General features: G+C 63.4%; 13 protein-coding genes and 1 other RNA gene. 7 read left to right on the forward strand and 7 right to left on the reverse strand.

Going from position 1 to position 16162, the window contains the following annotated elements:
• Positions 1–24: 24 nt before the first annotated feature.
• The 6 genes from BMY84_RS17545 to BMY84_RS17570 form a co-directional block, all read right to left on the reverse strand.
• Positions 25–465: a GspH/FimT family pseudopilin gene (locus BMY84_RS17545; RefSeq protein WP_093085087.1), complete on the reverse strand. Its 441-nt coding sequence runs from the start codon at positions 463–465 to the stop codon at positions 25–27.
• An 85-nt stretch (positions 466–550) separates the two neighbouring features.
• The gene (gspG, locus tag BMY84_RS17550) at positions 551–1105 is read right to left on the reverse strand and encodes a type II secretion system major pseudopilin GspG (RefSeq protein ID WP_093085089.1); all 555 of its coding nucleotides are present in this window, start codon (positions 1103–1105) and stop codon (positions 551–553) included.
• A gap of 10 nt (positions 1106–1115) precedes the next feature.
• Positions 1116–2333: a type II secretion system inner membrane protein GspF gene (gspF, locus tag BMY84_RS17555; protein ID WP_093085090.1), complete on the reverse strand. Its 1218-nt coding sequence runs from the start codon at positions 2331–2333 to the stop codon at positions 1116–1118.
• Entirely contained in the window at positions 2326–3867 is a 1542-nt protein-coding gene (gene gspE, locus BMY84_RS17560; RefSeq protein WP_093085092.1) for a type II secretion system ATPase GspE, read from the reverse strand. The genes gspF and gspE overlap by 8 nt, the downstream gene beginning before the upstream one ends.
• The gene (gene gspD / locus BMY84_RS17565; protein ID WP_093085093.1) at positions 3864–6065 is read right to left on the reverse strand and encodes a type II secretion system secretin GspD; all 2202 of its coding nucleotides are present in this window, start codon (positions 6063–6065) and stop codon (positions 3864–3866) included. The genes gspE and gspD overlap by 4 nt, the downstream gene beginning before the upstream one ends.
• Entirely contained in the window at positions 6062–6916 is an 855-nt protein-coding gene (locus BMY84_RS17570) for a type II secretion system protein N (RefSeq protein ID WP_093085095.1), read from the reverse strand. Before BMY84_RS17570 ends, gspD begins: the two co-directional genes overlap by 4 nt.
• Before the next feature lie 170 nt (positions 6917–7086).
• On the opposite strand from BMY84_RS17570, the gene BMY84_RS17575 reads away from it, so the two are divergent.
• A complete protein-coding gene (locus BMY84_RS17575) occupies positions 7087–7743 on the forward strand; it encodes a prolyl hydroxylase family protein (RefSeq protein WP_093085096.1) in 657 nt (218 codons plus the stop codon).
• Positions 7744–7864: 121 nt separating this feature from the next.
• On the opposite strand, the gene BMY84_RS17580 is transcribed toward BMY84_RS17575, so the two are convergent.
• Entirely contained in the window at positions 7865–8632 is a 768-nt protein-coding gene (locus tag BMY84_RS17580; protein ID WP_093085098.1) for an NRDE family protein, read from the reverse strand.
• 24 nt (positions 8633–8656) lie between these two features.
• Here BMY84_RS17580 and ssrA point away from each other — a divergent pair.
• The 6 genes from ssrA (at position 8657) to BMY84_RS17610 (ending at position 16084) form a co-directional block, all read left to right on the forward strand.
• Positions 8657–9017, forward strand: a transfer-messenger RNA (tmRNA) gene (gene ssrA, locus BMY84_RS17585).
• Positions 9018–9348: 331 nt separating this feature from the next.
• The gene (locus tag BMY84_RS17590; RefSeq protein WP_093085099.1) at positions 9349–9732 is read left to right on the forward strand and encodes a hypothetical protein; all 384 of its coding nucleotides are present in this window, start codon (positions 9349–9351) and stop codon (positions 9730–9732) included.
• A gap of 266 nt (positions 9733–9998) precedes the next feature.
• Positions 9999–11594 carry a hypothetical protein gene (locus tag BMY84_RS17595; RefSeq protein WP_093085101.1) on the forward strand — a complete coding sequence of 532 codons (1596 nt, stop codon included), beginning with the start codon at positions 9999–10001 and terminating at the stop codon, positions 11592–11594.
• Between the two features lie 89 nt (positions 11595–11683).
• Positions 11684–14374 (forward strand): TonB-dependent receptor domain-containing protein, encoded by a 2691-nt coding sequence (locus tag BMY84_RS17600; protein WP_093085102.1) that lies wholly within the window; start codon positions 11684–11686, stop codon positions 14372–14374.
• Between the two features lie 122 nt (positions 14375–14496).
• The gene (locus BMY84_RS17605) at positions 14497–15087 is read left to right on the forward strand and encodes an anthranilate synthase component II (protein ID WP_093085104.1); all 591 of its coding nucleotides are present in this window, start codon (positions 14497–14499) and stop codon (positions 15085–15087) included.
• A 19-nt stretch (positions 15088–15106) separates the two neighbouring features.
• Positions 15107–16084, forward strand: coding sequence for a hypothetical protein (locus BMY84_RS17610; RefSeq protein WP_143075061.1), 978 nt, complete (start codon positions 15107–15109; stop codon positions 16082–16084).
• Positions 16085–16162 lie beyond the last annotated feature (78 nt).

A 16162-nucleotide genomic window follows, 5' to 3' on the forward strand; every position in this document is an offset into this window, starting at 1 on the left:
TCCGCAGGAACACGGAACATGACCTTACCCACCGACCATGACCTTCCCCGCCATGTCGACGGTCACGGACACCCGCTCGCCTTCGCGCGCCAGGGTCACGGTCAGCGGATCGGTCGGCAAGCCAGTGCCGTCAAAGGCGATCTGCTGGCGGCCATCCTTGCCCACCAGCGCGCGGGTGCCATTCTTCCAGTTGGCGGTAACGAAGGGCTTGTCCTCGATCGGCGCCCATTGCTCGCCCTCGCGACGCTGGAAACCATAGCCCGAAGCCGACACCCACAGGCCCATCGGCCGTGCGGTGACGACCGCTTCGTCGCGCGCGGCGGCCACGCGCGCGGCAAAGCGATCGGCATCCTCCACCACCCGACCACGTGGATCGGGGATGGCCAGAACGACGGCAGCCGAAATGAAGCCGATGATCGTCAGCACGACCATCAGCTCAAGGAGGGTAAATCCGCCCTGCCCCACAGGATGCCGTGCTCCTGCGAAGACAGGAACACAGGGTTCCGAACGCTGTGCGTGCGGCCCTGGGCTCCGGCTTGCGCCGGAGCACTCACATTTCGCTGGAATAAATGTCCGCATTCTCATTCTCGCCACCCGGCTGGCCATCGGCGCCCAGCGAGCTGATGTCGAACGCGCCCTTGCGCCCCGGCACGGTGTAGACATAGGCGCGGCCCCACGGGTCCTGCGGCAGCTTCTTGATATAGCCGCCCCGGCGATAGCGCTGCGGCTGCGCCAGCGACGCGGGCGGATTGAGCAGCGCCTGCAACCCGTCCGACCCGGCCGGATAGGTCAGGTTATCGAGCCGATATTGCTCCAGCGCCTGTTCGATCGTGGAAATATCGGCCTTCGCCTTCTCGATCCGGGCGGTGTCGGTCGCGGGAATGACGTTGATCGCCACGATCGTCGCCAGCAGGCCGATGATCACGATCACGACCATCAGTTCGACCAGCGTGAAACCATTTTCGGCAGAACGTCTAACATCAGCATCTGAACGTGCTCCTGTGAAAACAGGAGCCCAGGATTCTTGATGCTGCGCCCCAGACTCTGGGCTCCTGCTTCCGCAGGAGCTCTGCACTGAACAGCGGTGAACGAAAAGATTCTTCATATGCACTCCTTCAAGCCCCGGTGAGGCTTTGCAGCTGCAAGATCGGCAGCAGGATGGACAGGATGATGACGGCGACGATGCCGCCCATCAGTATGATGATGACCGGCTCCAGCATCGCCAGCGCGGCGGAGGTGAAGCTGTCAAACTCGCGCTCCAGATAATCGGCGGCCCGCTCCAGCATGGTATCGAGCCGCCCGGCACTTTCCCCGCTCGCCGCCAGATAGACCAGCAATGGCGGAAACACGCCCGCCCGGCGCAGCGCGGCGGACAGGCTGCCACCACCCCGGATCGCCTCGACAATCTGGTCGGACGCCTTGCGCAATACGCGATTATGAACGGTGTTGGCGGTCAGCGACAGGCCTTCCATCAACGGCAACCGGCTCGCGATCATGGTGGACAAGGTACGCGCCATCCGCGCCGCATGCAGATCGCGGATAAGCTTGCCCAGCACCGGCAGGCCCAGCAGCATCGCGTCAAACCGATAGCGGAAGGCATCGACCTTCATCGCTCGCCAGAAGCCTAAACCCGCCAGCGCCATTAGGATCAGCAGCAACCACCAGTAACCGGCAAGAAAGGCGGAAATCGCCATCACCATCCGCGTCAGGAAGGGCAATTCCTGCCCCACCGTATCGAACTGCTCCACCACCTTGGGCACGACGAAGATCATCAGCGCCGCAACCACGAACACGGCAAAAGTCGCCAGCACGCTGGGATAGGCAATCGCGGTCAGCACCTTAGATCGCATCACCGCCTGCCGCTCCATCAGGTCGGACAGACGCTCCATGATCGTGGGCAGGCTACCCGAACTTTCACCGGCGGAAATCATCGCGCGATAGAGCGGCGGGAAGCTTTTCGGCTCCGCGCCCAGCGCATCGGCCAGCCGCCGCCCTTCCAGCACACCGCCATGCACCTTGCCCACGATCGCGCGGACATGATCCTGCTCGCTTTGCTTGCCGATGGTGCGCAGCGATTCCTCCAGCGGGCTGACCTGGATCAGCGTGGAAAGCTGGCGGGTGAACAGCGTCAGTTCCTTTGAAGACAATCGCGGCGCGCGCAGCGACAGGCCCGCCCGCTTGCGCGCCGCCTCCACCGCGCCCGGTTCCAGCCGCACGACGAACAGCTTGCGCGCGTCCAGCTTCGCCCGCGCATCCTCGATCGTGTCGGCCTTGAGCTTCCCGCCGCGTTCCTTGCCCGCCGGGTCGATCGCCACATAGTCGAAATCAGCCATCGGCGATGGTTTCCGCCTCGACCGCATCGCGCCGCGACACGCGGATCGCCTCTTCCGCCGTGGTCTGGCCGTCGCGCACCAGCGCCCGCGCGGCCGATCCCAGATTGGGAGCGTTCAGGAAAGCATGGCGCGCGATCAGCGATTCATCGCCACCATCATTGATCAGGCGGCGGATTGTGTCGTCCACGCGGATCGCCTCGAACACGCCGATCCGACCCTTATAGCCGGTGCCATTGCATTCTTCGCAGCCCTTCGCCTTGTAGATGATCGTGCCCGGATCAAAGCCCAGCAGCGCGCTGGCCGACTTGTCCGCCTGCACCGGCTCGCGACAATGCTGGCATAGCCGCCGTACCAGTCGCTGCGCAATCACCGCGCGCAGCGTGGAGGCCAGCAGGAACGGCTCGACCCGCATGTCGCGCATCCGGGTGATCGCGCCCACCGCATCATTGGTGTGCACGGTCGACAGCACCAGATGCCCCGTCAGCGATGCCTGCACCGCAATCTCTGCCGTCTCGCGATCGCGGATTTCGCCGACCATCACCACGTCAGGGTCCTGCCGCAGGATCGCACGCAGCCCCGCCGCAAAGGTCAGCCCGACCTTGGCATTGACCTGCGTCTGGCCCACACCCTCGATCGCATATTCGACCGGATCTTCAACGGTGAGGATATTACGGCTGCCATCGTTCAGCGTCCGCAAACCGGCATAAAGCGTCGTCGTCTTGCCCGAACCGGTAGGCCCGGTGACCAGGATGATGCCGTTAGGCTCGCTCAACCCTTCGCGGAAAATCCGGTCCGGCGCGCCGGTCATGCCCAGCAGGTCGAGCGTGATCCCGGCATTTTCCTTGTCGAGAATACGCAGCACCACCCGCTCGCCCGCCCGGCTCGGCAGGGTCGAAACACGCACGTCGAGCAGCTTGCCGCCCAATGTCAGGCCTATGCGCCCGTCCTGCGGCACGCGCCGCTCCGCAATGTCGAGCCGCGCCATCACCTTGATGCGGCTCACCACCACCGGCGCGACATGGGGCGGCATGCGCAGCGTCTCGCGCAGCACGCCGTCGATGCGCATCCGCACGATCAGCCCGGTTTCATAGGGTTCGATATGGATATCCGACACGCCCTGCCGCGCCGCCTCGGCAATGATGCCGTTGATCAGGCGGATCGCCGGCGCATCGTCCGCGCTGTCGAGCAGGTCGTCTGCGGTCGGAATGTCAGCGGCGAGAATATCCAGCTCATCGGCGCCGACCTCCAGCGATCCCGCCATCGCCGCCGCGCTGCCATCCATCGCATAATGATCGGACAGGTGCCGGTCGAACTGCGCCGGTTCCACGAACCGCACGTCGAAGCTGCGCGCCAGATGCCGCCGCACTTCCAGCAGCACGCGCGGATCGCTGCCCTCACGCACCGCGATGGTCAGCCGCTCGCCTTCAGGCGGCAGCAGCACCACGCCATGCTTGCGCGCGAAGCCATAGGGAATGTCGATTGGCCGGGAAATATGGTTCGATGAAACAGCCTCCCCCTGTTTCGGATCGGTCATTTCTGTTCTCCGCTTGCGGGAATTTCGACCGGGCGAACCACACCGCTCGACTGGCGGACCGTAGGTTCGATGACTTGCGGATCGGCCGCCGCCGGCTGCACCACCGCATCGCCCGGCTGCGGCGCAGCGATCGGCGGCGTCGCGCCCATATAGTCGCGCACCAGTTCGTCGATCGTCGGTTCGGACTGCGGATCGCGCTGCAACTGCATGCCGCGGACATAGCCATAGCGCTGCTGCGTCAGCTTCTGCGCATCTTCCTTCGACCGCAATATGGTCGGCCGGATGAAGACCATCAGGTTCGTCTTCGACCGGCTGTTGCTGCGCGACTTGAACAATTCGCCGATGCCGGGAATGTCCGACAGCAGCGGGATGCGCTCGATCGTGCGCCGCTCATTGTCGTCCAGCAGGCCGCCCAGCGCCAATATCTCGCCATCATCTACGGTGACGGTCGTTTCGATCTCGCGCTTATTGATGATCAGGTCGCTGTTGCTGTTGCTGACCGGCCCGGCCACGCTGGACACTTCCTGCTTCAGAAACAGCTTGATCGCGCCGCCGGTGTTGATCTGGGGCTTCACCTCCAGCTTGATGCCGACATCCTGCCGCTGCACCGTGCGGAACTGATTGTCGAAATTCTGGCTCAGCGCCTCCCCTGTCGTCACCGGCACCTGCTGCCCGACCAGGATCGACGCCTTCTGATTGTCCAGCGTCATGATCGACGGCGTGGACAGAAGGTTGCTTTTCGTGTCGGATTTCACCGCATTGATGATCGCGCCGAAAATGCCGTTCTTGCCAATGCTGCCGCCCAACGCGCCGATCGCGCCGGTGGCGCTTTGCAGGCTGGTCAGCGCCGCCGACTGGAGCGTGCTGGCCAGATCGCTGTTGGTCTGCGTCTCGGTCGTCGTCGTGGTGCCGTCAGCGGCGACCACCGTCGTCTTGGTGGTGCCCAGCTTGTCCGCACCATACGCCCCTGCCAGTGTCAGCAGATTGGGCGATGCGTTACTGTAGTTGGTTGCCGCAAATCCGGTCGATGTGCTGCCCAACAGGAACTGCACGCCCAATTTCTTGGCGGCGGCATCGCTGATTTCGACAATGATCGCCTCCACCAGCACCTGTTCGCGCCGGGTGTCGATCTGGCGGATGGTTTCGCCCAGCATCCGCTGCACGTCGCTGTTCGCCGCCACGATGATGGCGTTGGCGCCTTCATAGCGGGTGACGATCGCTGGGCCGCGCGTGTTGATGCCTCCGCCCGACGAGGAGGAGCCGGAGGAGGCAGCCACAGGCGCCGCCGCCTGCGAAGCCGGGGCAGCGCTGCCCTTGCTGCTCGCTGGCGTATCGGAACTCACCGGCTGGCTGGTCGACTGCCCCACCAGTTGCTGCAATACAGGGAGCAGCTTTTCGGCATCGGCATGTTCCAGCCAATAGACGCGGATTTCCGTGCCGCTCGCCGCCTGCTGATCGAGTTGCCTTGCCATCGCAGCCAGCCGCGCGACGGTATTGGCATCGCCCCGGATCGCCACCGCATTGCTGCTGTCGATCGGCACCACCGTCGCGGCCGACGGCGCGGCATTCTCGCCGCCGCCGCTCGCAACCAGCGCCTGAAGCGAGGTCGCGATCTCGCGCGCGCCGGCATTTTTCAGCATCACCATCTGCGTCGCCGCCGTGTCGCGATCGACCCGTGCGATCACTTGCCGGATGCGCGCGACATTATCCGCATAGTCCGCCACCACCACGCTGTTGCCTGCCCGGTTGGCCGTAACGGAGCCTTCCTTGCTCACCAGCGGGCGCAGCGTTTCCAGCGCGCTCGCCGCATCGATCGATCGCAGGCGGAAGACTTCGGTGACGAAGCTGTTGCGATTGGCCGCGCTGCCCACGCCGCTCGGCTGCCCCGCCGCGCCGTCCACCGGCTGAATGCGATAGGCGCCGCCGGGGGCCGGCACCGCCACCAGCCCGTTGGCGCGCAGGGTCGACAGGAAAATCTCGAAATATTCCGATCGGCTGAGCGGCCTGTCGGTCACGACCGACACTTTCCCCTGCACCTTGTTGTCGATGATGAAGGTGCGTCCCGTCACCCGCGCCGCATCCTGAATGAAGGCGCGAATATCGGCGTCACGGACGTTCAAAGTCTGCTGCGCGGAGGCAACGATCGGCGTCGCCAGAGCAAGGGCCATGGCAGCGGAAAGAAGGAATTTGCGGGTCATTGGCCTTGCACTATCAGGTTGACGGTCGCGACGGCGGCGCCGCGCTCTACGGTCAGGGAAAGGCGCGCACCGGGCGCGATCTGGTTCTGGAGCGATTGCAGGTCGCCGACCGGCTGGCCGTTGACCTTGCTGACGATATCGCCGGGGTGGAAGCCTGCGCCAGCAAAGGCCGGCCCCTTGGCCATCACGGCCAGGCCGGTGACGCGCCCATTCTGCATGCGCGGGGCGAAGCCGATATCCCGCTTCAGGCTGTCGACGGTCGGCCCTGCGGAGGCCGCGGGCAGTGTCTGCGGTGGCGGCGCGGCACTTTGCCACCCTCGCCCACTGTCGGGCGCTTGCGGCGCGGCTTCGGGTGCAGGCGTGGACTGGTCCAGAAACACCTGTTCCTCCGCCCCGCCGCGATCGATCGTCACATGATCGAACGCCACCGATTTCAACACCACGCCCGGCAGGATTTCGTCGCCCACGGCAAAGCTGTTCTGCACGCCATCCGGCCCGGCGATGATCGCAGAGCCCAGCCCCGAACCTTCATTCAGGCGAATGCCATAGACGGTCAGCGCCAGCGAGGTAACGACCCCGCCGCCCGGCTGCGGCGCATCGCTGCGGAAGAAGGGATCGAAGCTGGCGAACAGCGCCTGCCGCGCACTCGGCGACAGCAATTGCGCCTGCCGCCCTTCCCATGGCCCGAAACTGCCGACTGGCGTGACGATCACCCAGATCAGCCGCACCATCAACAGCGCCAGCAGGACAAGCAGCCCCCGCTCGATCCACGCCAGCCAGTCGAACGCCGGAAAGGACTGCCCCCTTCCACGCCCCAGGCCGCTTATCTTGTCGCCAAACGGCACCCGCATGATTTTGACCCAAGCCCCCGTCAAGTTGAGAGCCTGCTAGGCAGGTGATCTTACTGGCGAATGACAGTTGTGTGACGGTAATATGACATGCATCGCACCCCTTGCATTTGCAAGGCTGAACGATAGCTGTGGCGACGTCTTAGCTGCACCATATCCCGGCAGGGCCCGTCATGACCGCAACCACCGCCATCACCGCTCCCGTCGCCATCGATGGCGATCCGCTTTTGATCGGCGCCCATCCGCGCATCCAGCGCGTGCCGAACAGGGATTTGACGCTCTTCATCCAGCGCAACTTCCTCACGGCGGAGGAATGCGCCGCGCTGGTCGATCGAATCGATACGCAGCGGCGCCCCTCCACGATCGCCGACGCCAATGGCGACACTTATTTCCGCACCAGCGAAACCTGCGACCTCGATCATAGCGACCCCTTCGTCGCCGCGATCAATGCGCGACTGGACGCCTTCGCCGGCATCGCCACCGCGCATGGCGAACCTATTCAGGGCCAGCGCTATGCCGTGGGGCAGGAATTCAAGGCGCACACCGACTATTTCGATCCCAAGGGCGCGGACTATCCCAAATATTGCGGCGTCGCGGGCAACCGCACCTGGACGCTGATGATCTATCTGGACGAACCGGCGGCGGGCGGCGCAACCCGCTTCACGAAGATCGGCAAGATGGTGCAGCCCGAAACCGGCAAGCTGCTCGCCTGGAATAATCGCCTGCCCGATGGCCAGCCCAACCCGGCCAGCCTCCACCACGGCATGAAGGTGCGCAGCGGCGTCAAGCACGTCATCACCAAATGGTATCGCGAACGCCCCTGGGGCTGAGCCGCGATAAAAACATCCTGAATCGTCATTGCGAGCGCAGCGAAGCAATCCACCAGTACGACATCGGATCGCTTCGCTGCGCTCGCAATGACGGCGTGGGTCAGAATAAAGTCATGCCGCTCTAACGCCCATTCGGCCAATCGAAGGCGATAATGGTTTCGCCCGCCTGCGCGCCACTCGCATCGAAGCGCTGTTCGAACATCTCGCCACGCCCGTCACGGTCGATCGCCACGATACTGCTGCACCGCGTGCCATAAAGTGGATGGCGAATGAAGATCGGCGACGACGCCGCTTCGTCCGGTGCATCGGATGGTGCATCCGGCACAATCCCCTCATCCGGAAGGACTTCCTGCCGCAAGGCATCGAACAGCATTTCGGGGCGCTTTGCTCCCGCCACCATCCAGCCCAGTAACGCCGCCTTGAGCGCCAGCGTCTTGGACCAAGGTGCATCCAAAGCACCATTGGACAAGCCATAGAGGCCCGGTGCGAGCATCGTGCGGACCGGCGTTGGCCGGTTGGTCAGGAAATGCGCGCCCGTCGCATTGATCAGGATCAGGTTGAATGGATTGAAATCGCCGATCGCCGCCTGCGCCGGATCGGCATAAAGGCCATTCCCTGCCAGCAAATCCGCCACCAGCGCCCCGCGCGACGCCCGATCGGAATCGGGGCCGCCATAACCCCGTAAATTGGTGACGATCGCCGCGCGCCCCTTCATCGACACGCCCAGCCATGTCCCACCCGACTGCAAATCGCGCCCGGCGATCACGCCGTTCCGATCCTCCCAGCGCGCCAGCGGCGCGGCCGGCCGGGCATGATATTCATCACGATTACCGATCAGGATCAGCCGCCAGCGTGGATGCGTATCCCATGCCATCGCCATGATGCACATTCTGTTCTCCGTTCCCGCCAGCAACGACTTGATAAAAGACCCGCGCCGCTCCATATAGGGCGTGCCGGGTTCGCCCGGCTATGGTGATAAATTATGTCGTGTAATAGACGCAGCGGACCCGGGGGCAGTACCCGGCGGTTCCACCACATACCCCGTTTCACGCCCTTCGGGCGGATGGCGGGGCCTCTGATGGGGCCGAACTAGGATCGACGTGTGTTCAAAGGCGATGTTTTTACCCGGCCCGTGTAAGCCGTTAAACTGTGCAAAACTCACAAGTGCCAACGATAACGAAGCACTCGCCATTGCAGCGTAATTGAGGGCCTCACGGCCTGACATTATACTAAAATAGCGCGGTTGAACCCACCGGGCAACAGAAGGGAATTCAGCGGCTTCCAGGGGCGCCGGGCAACAGAAGCCTCTGGACCTACCTGAAATAGCTATCGACCTTCCTCGCCCCGCCAGCGGAGTGAGAAGACGTACCCATTTCCGCGGCTCGCGAACCCACGGGCGCAATGGATGCGCATCCCGATTCGAATCGCGACGTGAAATCACAATTCATTCGATTACTCTTTTATGACATTCTCATGAAAAAATTATAAGTGTATGATTTTACACGTTAGAAAATCGTTTTCTGCGCACTCGATCGCCCTTGCCCGATTGTCATCAAGATGAAATACTTCCGGCTAAAGTAGGAAGTTTTTTTCGGGAGATTGTCGATGAAGAAAGTCGCGATGATGCTGGGTCTCGCTCTGGCCGCGATGACGCCGGGAATCGCCCAGGCCGCAGCGGAGGACGTCGTCGTCCTTGGCGTACCGGACGGCAATCTGGCCGCCAAGGCGCTGGTCGCCCGCGATTATGACGCCGCCGCGCGCAAGTTGCAGGCAATGTGGCCCGATGGCGCCAATGACGCCGCCCGCCTGATCAATCTGGGCAATGCCTATGCCGGCATGGGCCGCATGACCGCCGCCCGTGAAGCCTATCGCTCCGCGCGCTTCGCCCCCGAAACCACATTGGCGCTCGCCGACGGCAGCGAGGAATCCTCGCGCGCTATTGCTCAACGCGCCCTGAACCGCCTCAATCCGAGCTACGCAATGCGCTGATATCGCAACAGCATAGGTGCAGGGAGCAGGGCGTCGTCCGATAAGGACGGCGCCCTGCTCCCTGCACCCTTTACCATGTCATCAGATTGAAACTAAAGTCTTCAATCTGTCATTTTGACGACGCCATTTCGTCACAGAACCAAAACAAGCACGTCATTTGATGCGCCTAACTGCCGCTACCGAGGGCGACAGGGGGCGTTGTCCGATTCGAAATTCCCCTGCGCTCCGCATTCCAACAATCCCGGCCCAGCCGGAGCGGAGACGACATGGCCAAGATTAACCGTATCCACACGATCCTGATGGCGAGCTGCGCCTGCCTGGGCCTGAGCGCCTGCGGTGCCGACGACATCGCCTCGCCCGGTGAAGGCACGATCGTCATCCCGACCCCGACGCCCACGCCGACCCCCACGCCGACGCCGACCCCCACGCCGACCCCGACTGCGGTGACGCCGGCCGCGAGCTGCCCGACCATCGCCGGTTCGGACCAGTTCAGCGATCTGGGCACCATCACGGACGGCACCAACACCTGGCGCAACTGCGGCTTCCCCTCGCGCTTCAACAGCACGACGGCGATCGCCAAGACGACCGGCGTGATCTACTCGCTGCCCGGCCGCGTCGATGTCGGCACCGATCAGGGCGCTGCCAGCACCAACACGGTCACGCTCAATGTCGATCCGGGCGTGGTCGTCTTCGCCAGCACCGGCAACGCCTATCTGGCCGTCAACCGCGGTAACAAGATCAACGCCGTCGGCAGCGCCAGCGCGCCGATCATCTTCACCAGCCGTGAAAACGTCACCGGCGCCGCGACCGACCAGTCGTCGGGCCAGTGGGGCGGCATCGTGCTGCTCGGCCGTGCGAAGATCACCGACTGTCAGGCGCCTGCCGCCGCCGCCGGCACTACGGCTTGCGAACGCGACACCGAAGGTACCAGCAACGCCCTGTATGGCGGCGCGACCGACACCGACAGCTCGGGTCGCCTCAGCTATGTCCAGATCCGCTATTCCGGCTTCGTCCTGGCCGACGGCAAGGAATTGCAGGGCCTGACCCCCTCGGGCGTCGGCACCGGCACCGTCATCGACCACATCCAGGTTCACAACAGCTCGGACGACGGCATCGAAGCCTTCGGCGGCAGCGCGAACATGAAGTATCTGGTCCTGACCGGCAACGAAGACGATAATCTCGACACCGACGTCGGCTTCCGTGGCACCGCCCAGTTCGTCATCTCCGCCCAGCGCGAAGGTAACAATATCGGCGACACCTTCCTTGAAACCGACTCGAACGGTTCGGCCACCAACAGCAACGCCAGCGAAGACGCCCTGCCGCGCCAGTATCTGAAGGTTGCCAACTTCACCCACATCCAGCGTTCGAACACCGGCGACGACGGCGCGTCGATGCTGCTGCGCGGCGGCGCCGACCTGGCGCTGGTCAACGGCATCATCGTCAGCCCGAACCAGAGCTGCCTGCGCATCAACGGCGCTGCCGCGGTCCGCGACGCTGACACCACGCTTCAGGACGCCGGCAAGCCGCGCTACCTGTCGGTCGTGATGCAGTGCAACAGCACGCCGTTCAAGGGCACCGGCACGGGCGTCGACGCCGCTCTGGTCCAGTCGATCTTCACCGCCGGCGCGAACAGCAGCTATACCTACACCCCGTCGCTCACCAGCCTGTTCATCAACGGCGCGACCGAAACGGCCGTGACCGCGATCGATCCCAAGACGATCGACAGCGCCTTCACCACCACCGCCTATATCGGTGCGGTCAAGGACAGCAGCGACACCTGGTATGCCGGCTGGACCTGCAATTCGGTGACCGCCAGCTTCGGCAGCACCAGCGGCAACTGCACCGCCATCCCGACGACCTGATCGGACCCACGACCTCAACAGGGGCGGGGGAGCGTGCACTCGCTTCCCCGCCTTCTTTGCACTGATTTTTCCCAAGGGGGACTAATAGCATGTCGAAGCCGCTCAGCCTGGCGCGCCTGCTCCTGATTTCCACCGCGCTGGTCGCACCTATGGCGATGGCGCAGACCGACACCGCTTCCACACCCGCCGGTGATGCCGGCATGTCGACCACACCCAGCGCCGCCGATGAGGCCGCCGCGCAGGAAGGCAATGTCGACGTATCGATCCCCGGTTCCGACATCATCGTCACCGGTCGCCGCACCAGCAATATCTCGCAGGCCGCGCCGCAGGTGGTGAACGTCCTGTCCGCCGCCGACATCAAGCGCACAGGCGAAGGCGACATCGCCGGCTCGCTCCAGCGCGTCACCGGCCTGTCGGTCGTGTCGGGCGGCTATGTCTATGTGCGCGGCCTTGGCGATCGCTACTCGCTCGCCCTGCTGAACGGCTCGCCCCTCCCCAGCCCGGAACCGCTCAAGCGCGTCGTTCCGCTGGATATCTTCCCGACCAGCGTGATCGCATCGACCCTGGTGCAGAAGAGCTTCTCGGCCAACTTCCCCGGTGAATTCGGCGGCGGCGTCATCAACCTGACGACCAAGGCGATCCCGACCGAATCCTATCTGGAAATCGGCGGCGGCGTTGCCGGCAATACCGAAAGCTCGGGCCAGATGGGCTACACCTATTATGGCAGCAAGTCCGACTGGACCGGCTTTGACGACAGCTCGCGCGACGTACCGCCGCTGCTGAAGCAGGCCTTTGGTTCGGGCACGCCCTTCGCCAATATGGATCGCAGCGATCTTCAGGCGATGTCGATGCAGTTCCTGAACAGCGCGACTTCGGTCCTGCAACGGACCAACAGCCTGCCGTTCAACTTCTCCGGCTCGCTCAACGCCGGTACCGCGCTGGATATTGGCGACGCGCGCCTCGGCATCATCGCCACCGCTGGCTACAGCAACAAGTGGCGCACCCGCGACAATCTCCAGCAGGCTTCGCTCACCGTGTCGGAAGGCGCGGGCAAAAGCTATCATCAGGTCGTCACCGACAATCAGGTGACGGTCAACGGCCTGCTCGGCTTCGGTCTGGAATGGGGCGACCAGAAGGTTCGCTGGACCAACCTCTATATCCGCGACACCCTGAAGCGCGCCGCGCTGTCGGTCGGCCAGAATGACGGCCTGATCCAGGGCGCGGATTACATGACGCAGCAGACCGCCTGGTATGAACGCCAGTTGATCGACACCCAGTTCACCGGCGAATTCAAGTTCAGCGACGAACTCAGCCTCGATCTGCGCGGCGGCTATGCCAATTCGCAGCGCGAAGCCCCCTATGAGCGGGAATTCGTCTATGTCCGCTCCAACCGCGATCTGGAAACCGATCCGGTCGGCGATCGCTTCGTCAACGCGCTCAATCGTCAGCGCGGCGACGCCTCGGTCACATTCAGCGACCTGAACGAAGATCTGTGGTCGGGCGGCGCGGACCTCAGCTACAAGATTTCGCCCAAGTTCACGATCACCGGCGGCTATGCCTATACCGACACGAAGCGCACCTCGTCGCGCTACGAGCTGCATTTCGACGCCACCAACCTGCCGATCGCCGTGCAGCAGTTGCGCCCCGACTATCTGCTGTCGGACGGGACGATCCAGCTGTACGATCTGACCCTGCTCGACTTCTCGGGCAATTATCCGGTCTATGACGCCGCGATGCGCGTCCATGCCGGCTATGGTCAGGTGAAGGCGGAACTGTTCGATGGCCTCAGCATCGACGCCGGTGTCCGCTATGAAAGCGGCCGCCAGTCGGTGACGGGTGTTGACGTCTATTCGACCGGCGCAACCCCCTTCAACCAGATCAAGAATAACTATTGGCTGCCGGCCGTCACGCTGACCTATGATGTCGGCGGTGGCCTGCAATTCCGGGCTTCGGGGTCCAAGACCCTCGCTCGCCCGCAGTTCCGCGAACTGATCGCCCAGCCTTTCATCGACACCGACTCCAACCGCTTCTATCGCGGCAACCCCTATCTTCAGGATAGCGAGCTGTGGAATGCGGACGTTCGGGCCGAATGGTATATGGGCCGCGAAGAGCGTCTGACGGCCTCGGCCTTCTACAAGAAGATCAAGAACCCGATCGAAACCTATACCACGATCAGCGATACCTATGCGGTGACGACCAGCTTCGCCAACGCACCGGAAGCCACGCTTTATGGCGCCGAGTTCGAAGCGCAGAAATATATCCCGCTCGACAATTGGGATTCAGCCTTCTTCCAGACGCGCCGCATCGCGCTGATCGCAAACTACACCTATACCCAGTCAAAGCTGAAGGTCAGCGACGGCGACACTACCATCCCCTATACCTACACCACCGGCGATCTGCCGGCGGCGTCGGACTATTTCGTGGATGGCGCGCCGCTCACTGGCCAGTCGGACCATCTGGTCAACCTGCAACTCGGCCTGGAAGATACGGACAAGCTGTCGCAGCAGACCCTGCTGCTCACCTATGCCAGCCCCCGCGTCACCAGCCGTGGCCCGAACCTGCAACCCGACATCAAGGAAAAGCCGGGCCTGCAACTGGACTTCGTCGCGCGTCAGGGCATCACCCTGCCCGGCGGCATCAACAGCGAACTGAAATTTGAAGCCCGCAACATCACCGGCCGCAAATATCAGGAATTCCAGGAACAGGGCGGCACGAAGGTCTATTATAACAAGTACAAGCTGGGCACGACCATCGCCGCCTCGCTGACCGTCGCTTTCTGATCCCATCCGTAATCGCAAAGCAAAAGGGCCAGTCCGCCATGTGCGGGCTGGCCCTTTCGCCATTATACGCCAAAAGGGCGCGGCCCCTTCCCCCCGCCCCCATGTCGCGCTAAGGCTCTGTCATGATCCTCGTCATCGACAATTATGACAGCTTCACCTGGAACCTCGTCCATTATCTGATGGAGCTTGGCGCACAGGTGGAGGTCGTCCGCAACGACGCCATTTCGGCCGGACAGGCGCTGTCCAGCGGGGCGAAGGCCTTCCTGCTCTCGCCCGGCCCCTGCACACCCAATGAAGCAGGCGTCAGCCTGGATCTGGTCGCCGCCTGTGCCGACGCGGGTGCGCCGCTGCTCGGCGTATGCCTTGGCCATCAGGCGATCGGCCAGCATTTCGGTGGCAAGGTGGTGCGGGGCGGCCTGATGCATGGCAAGACCTCTCCGGTCAGCCATGACGGCACCGGCCTGTTCACCGGCCTGCCCTCGCCCTTCACCGCGACCCGTTATCATTCGCTGATCGTGGAAAATATCCCCGACACTTTGGTCGTCAACGCGACCAGCGAAGACGGCTCGGTCATGGGCTTCCGCCACGCGACGCTGCCGATCCATTCGGTGCAGTTCCACCCGGAAAGCATCGCCACCGAACATGGCCATGACATGCTGGCCAATTTCCTGCGCATCGCCGGCCTGCCGGTGCGGGAACGCGAAGCGGCCTGACCCGGCCATGCGGCGGCGATTGGCTTTTCTGATCGCCGCCGCGCTGCTGAACGTTGCGGGCGCAGCTTCAGCCAAATCCCCGGATCGCTGCTCTCCGGCGATAGCCAAATCCACGGACATAGAGACGATTCAGTCCAACTATCGCGACTGGGCCGGTCAATGCGTGCGGGTGCAGGGACTGGGTATCGATCGACATCTCTATGCCGACCGGCAGGCCCTGACCGAACACACCCCGCCTTTTGGTGAGGGCGCCCTTCGGTCGATCGTGCTGTATCCCAATAACAAGACAGGCCGCCTGCCTGAAAACCGCCCGCGAATGATCGAAGTGACCGGCCGTGTCGGCAGTTGTCAGGACGCGAATGATGCCATCGCCGAAATGCAGACTGGCGCACCGGACCAGATTATCATGGTAGGCGGCTACTGCCACACCTCCCTAGCCACCTATATCAGCCCGTCCCATATCCGGGTGATCGATCCGACACGGCCAGCACGCCTGACCGAAGCGGAAGTGCCGCCGGAACAGCGCGATATCATGGATGCGCCCACTGACTGGCCCGCACTTCCCGCTATGCGAGACACTGCCCACGCCCTGTTCAACGCGCTGGCAAAACGCGATCGGGCCGCCTTCGTTCGGCTGAGCGAGCCATATTATGATTGGCCGATACCGGCAAAGGAAGCGAAGCAGAATTTCGCCCGCCTAACCGCGCCCAAAGCCGCCTTCGCCCACGTGCCCGCCGCCACGCAACAGGAACGCGCCTTCACGGAGCGCCTGATGCCGGAGGAAGGCACGCCCTCCGGCCTGCTGCTCTGCCGCTGCAAGACATCGGACTGCACCGGCAAATGGCCCGCGCTGCGCCGCGATGCCGATAACCTGCCCGAGCGCCCCTATCTCTGCATCGCAGCGAACAACTATCTGCTGGGGCCAGGCAAAGCCACCGTCATTCAGGCGACCGCTCCTCTGGCAAAAGACGGCTTTGCCGAACCTTCCGCCCCATAATTGTCCTATCCCGGCAGGCAGGCCTATACTGCCCCTGCATCCATTGCGAATATAACTCAAATAGGAAATTATATGTCA

This window comes from Sphingobium sp. AP50, assembly GCF_900109095.1.
GTDB lineage: Bacteria > Pseudomonadota > Alphaproteobacteria > Sphingomonadales > Sphingomonadaceae > Sphingobium.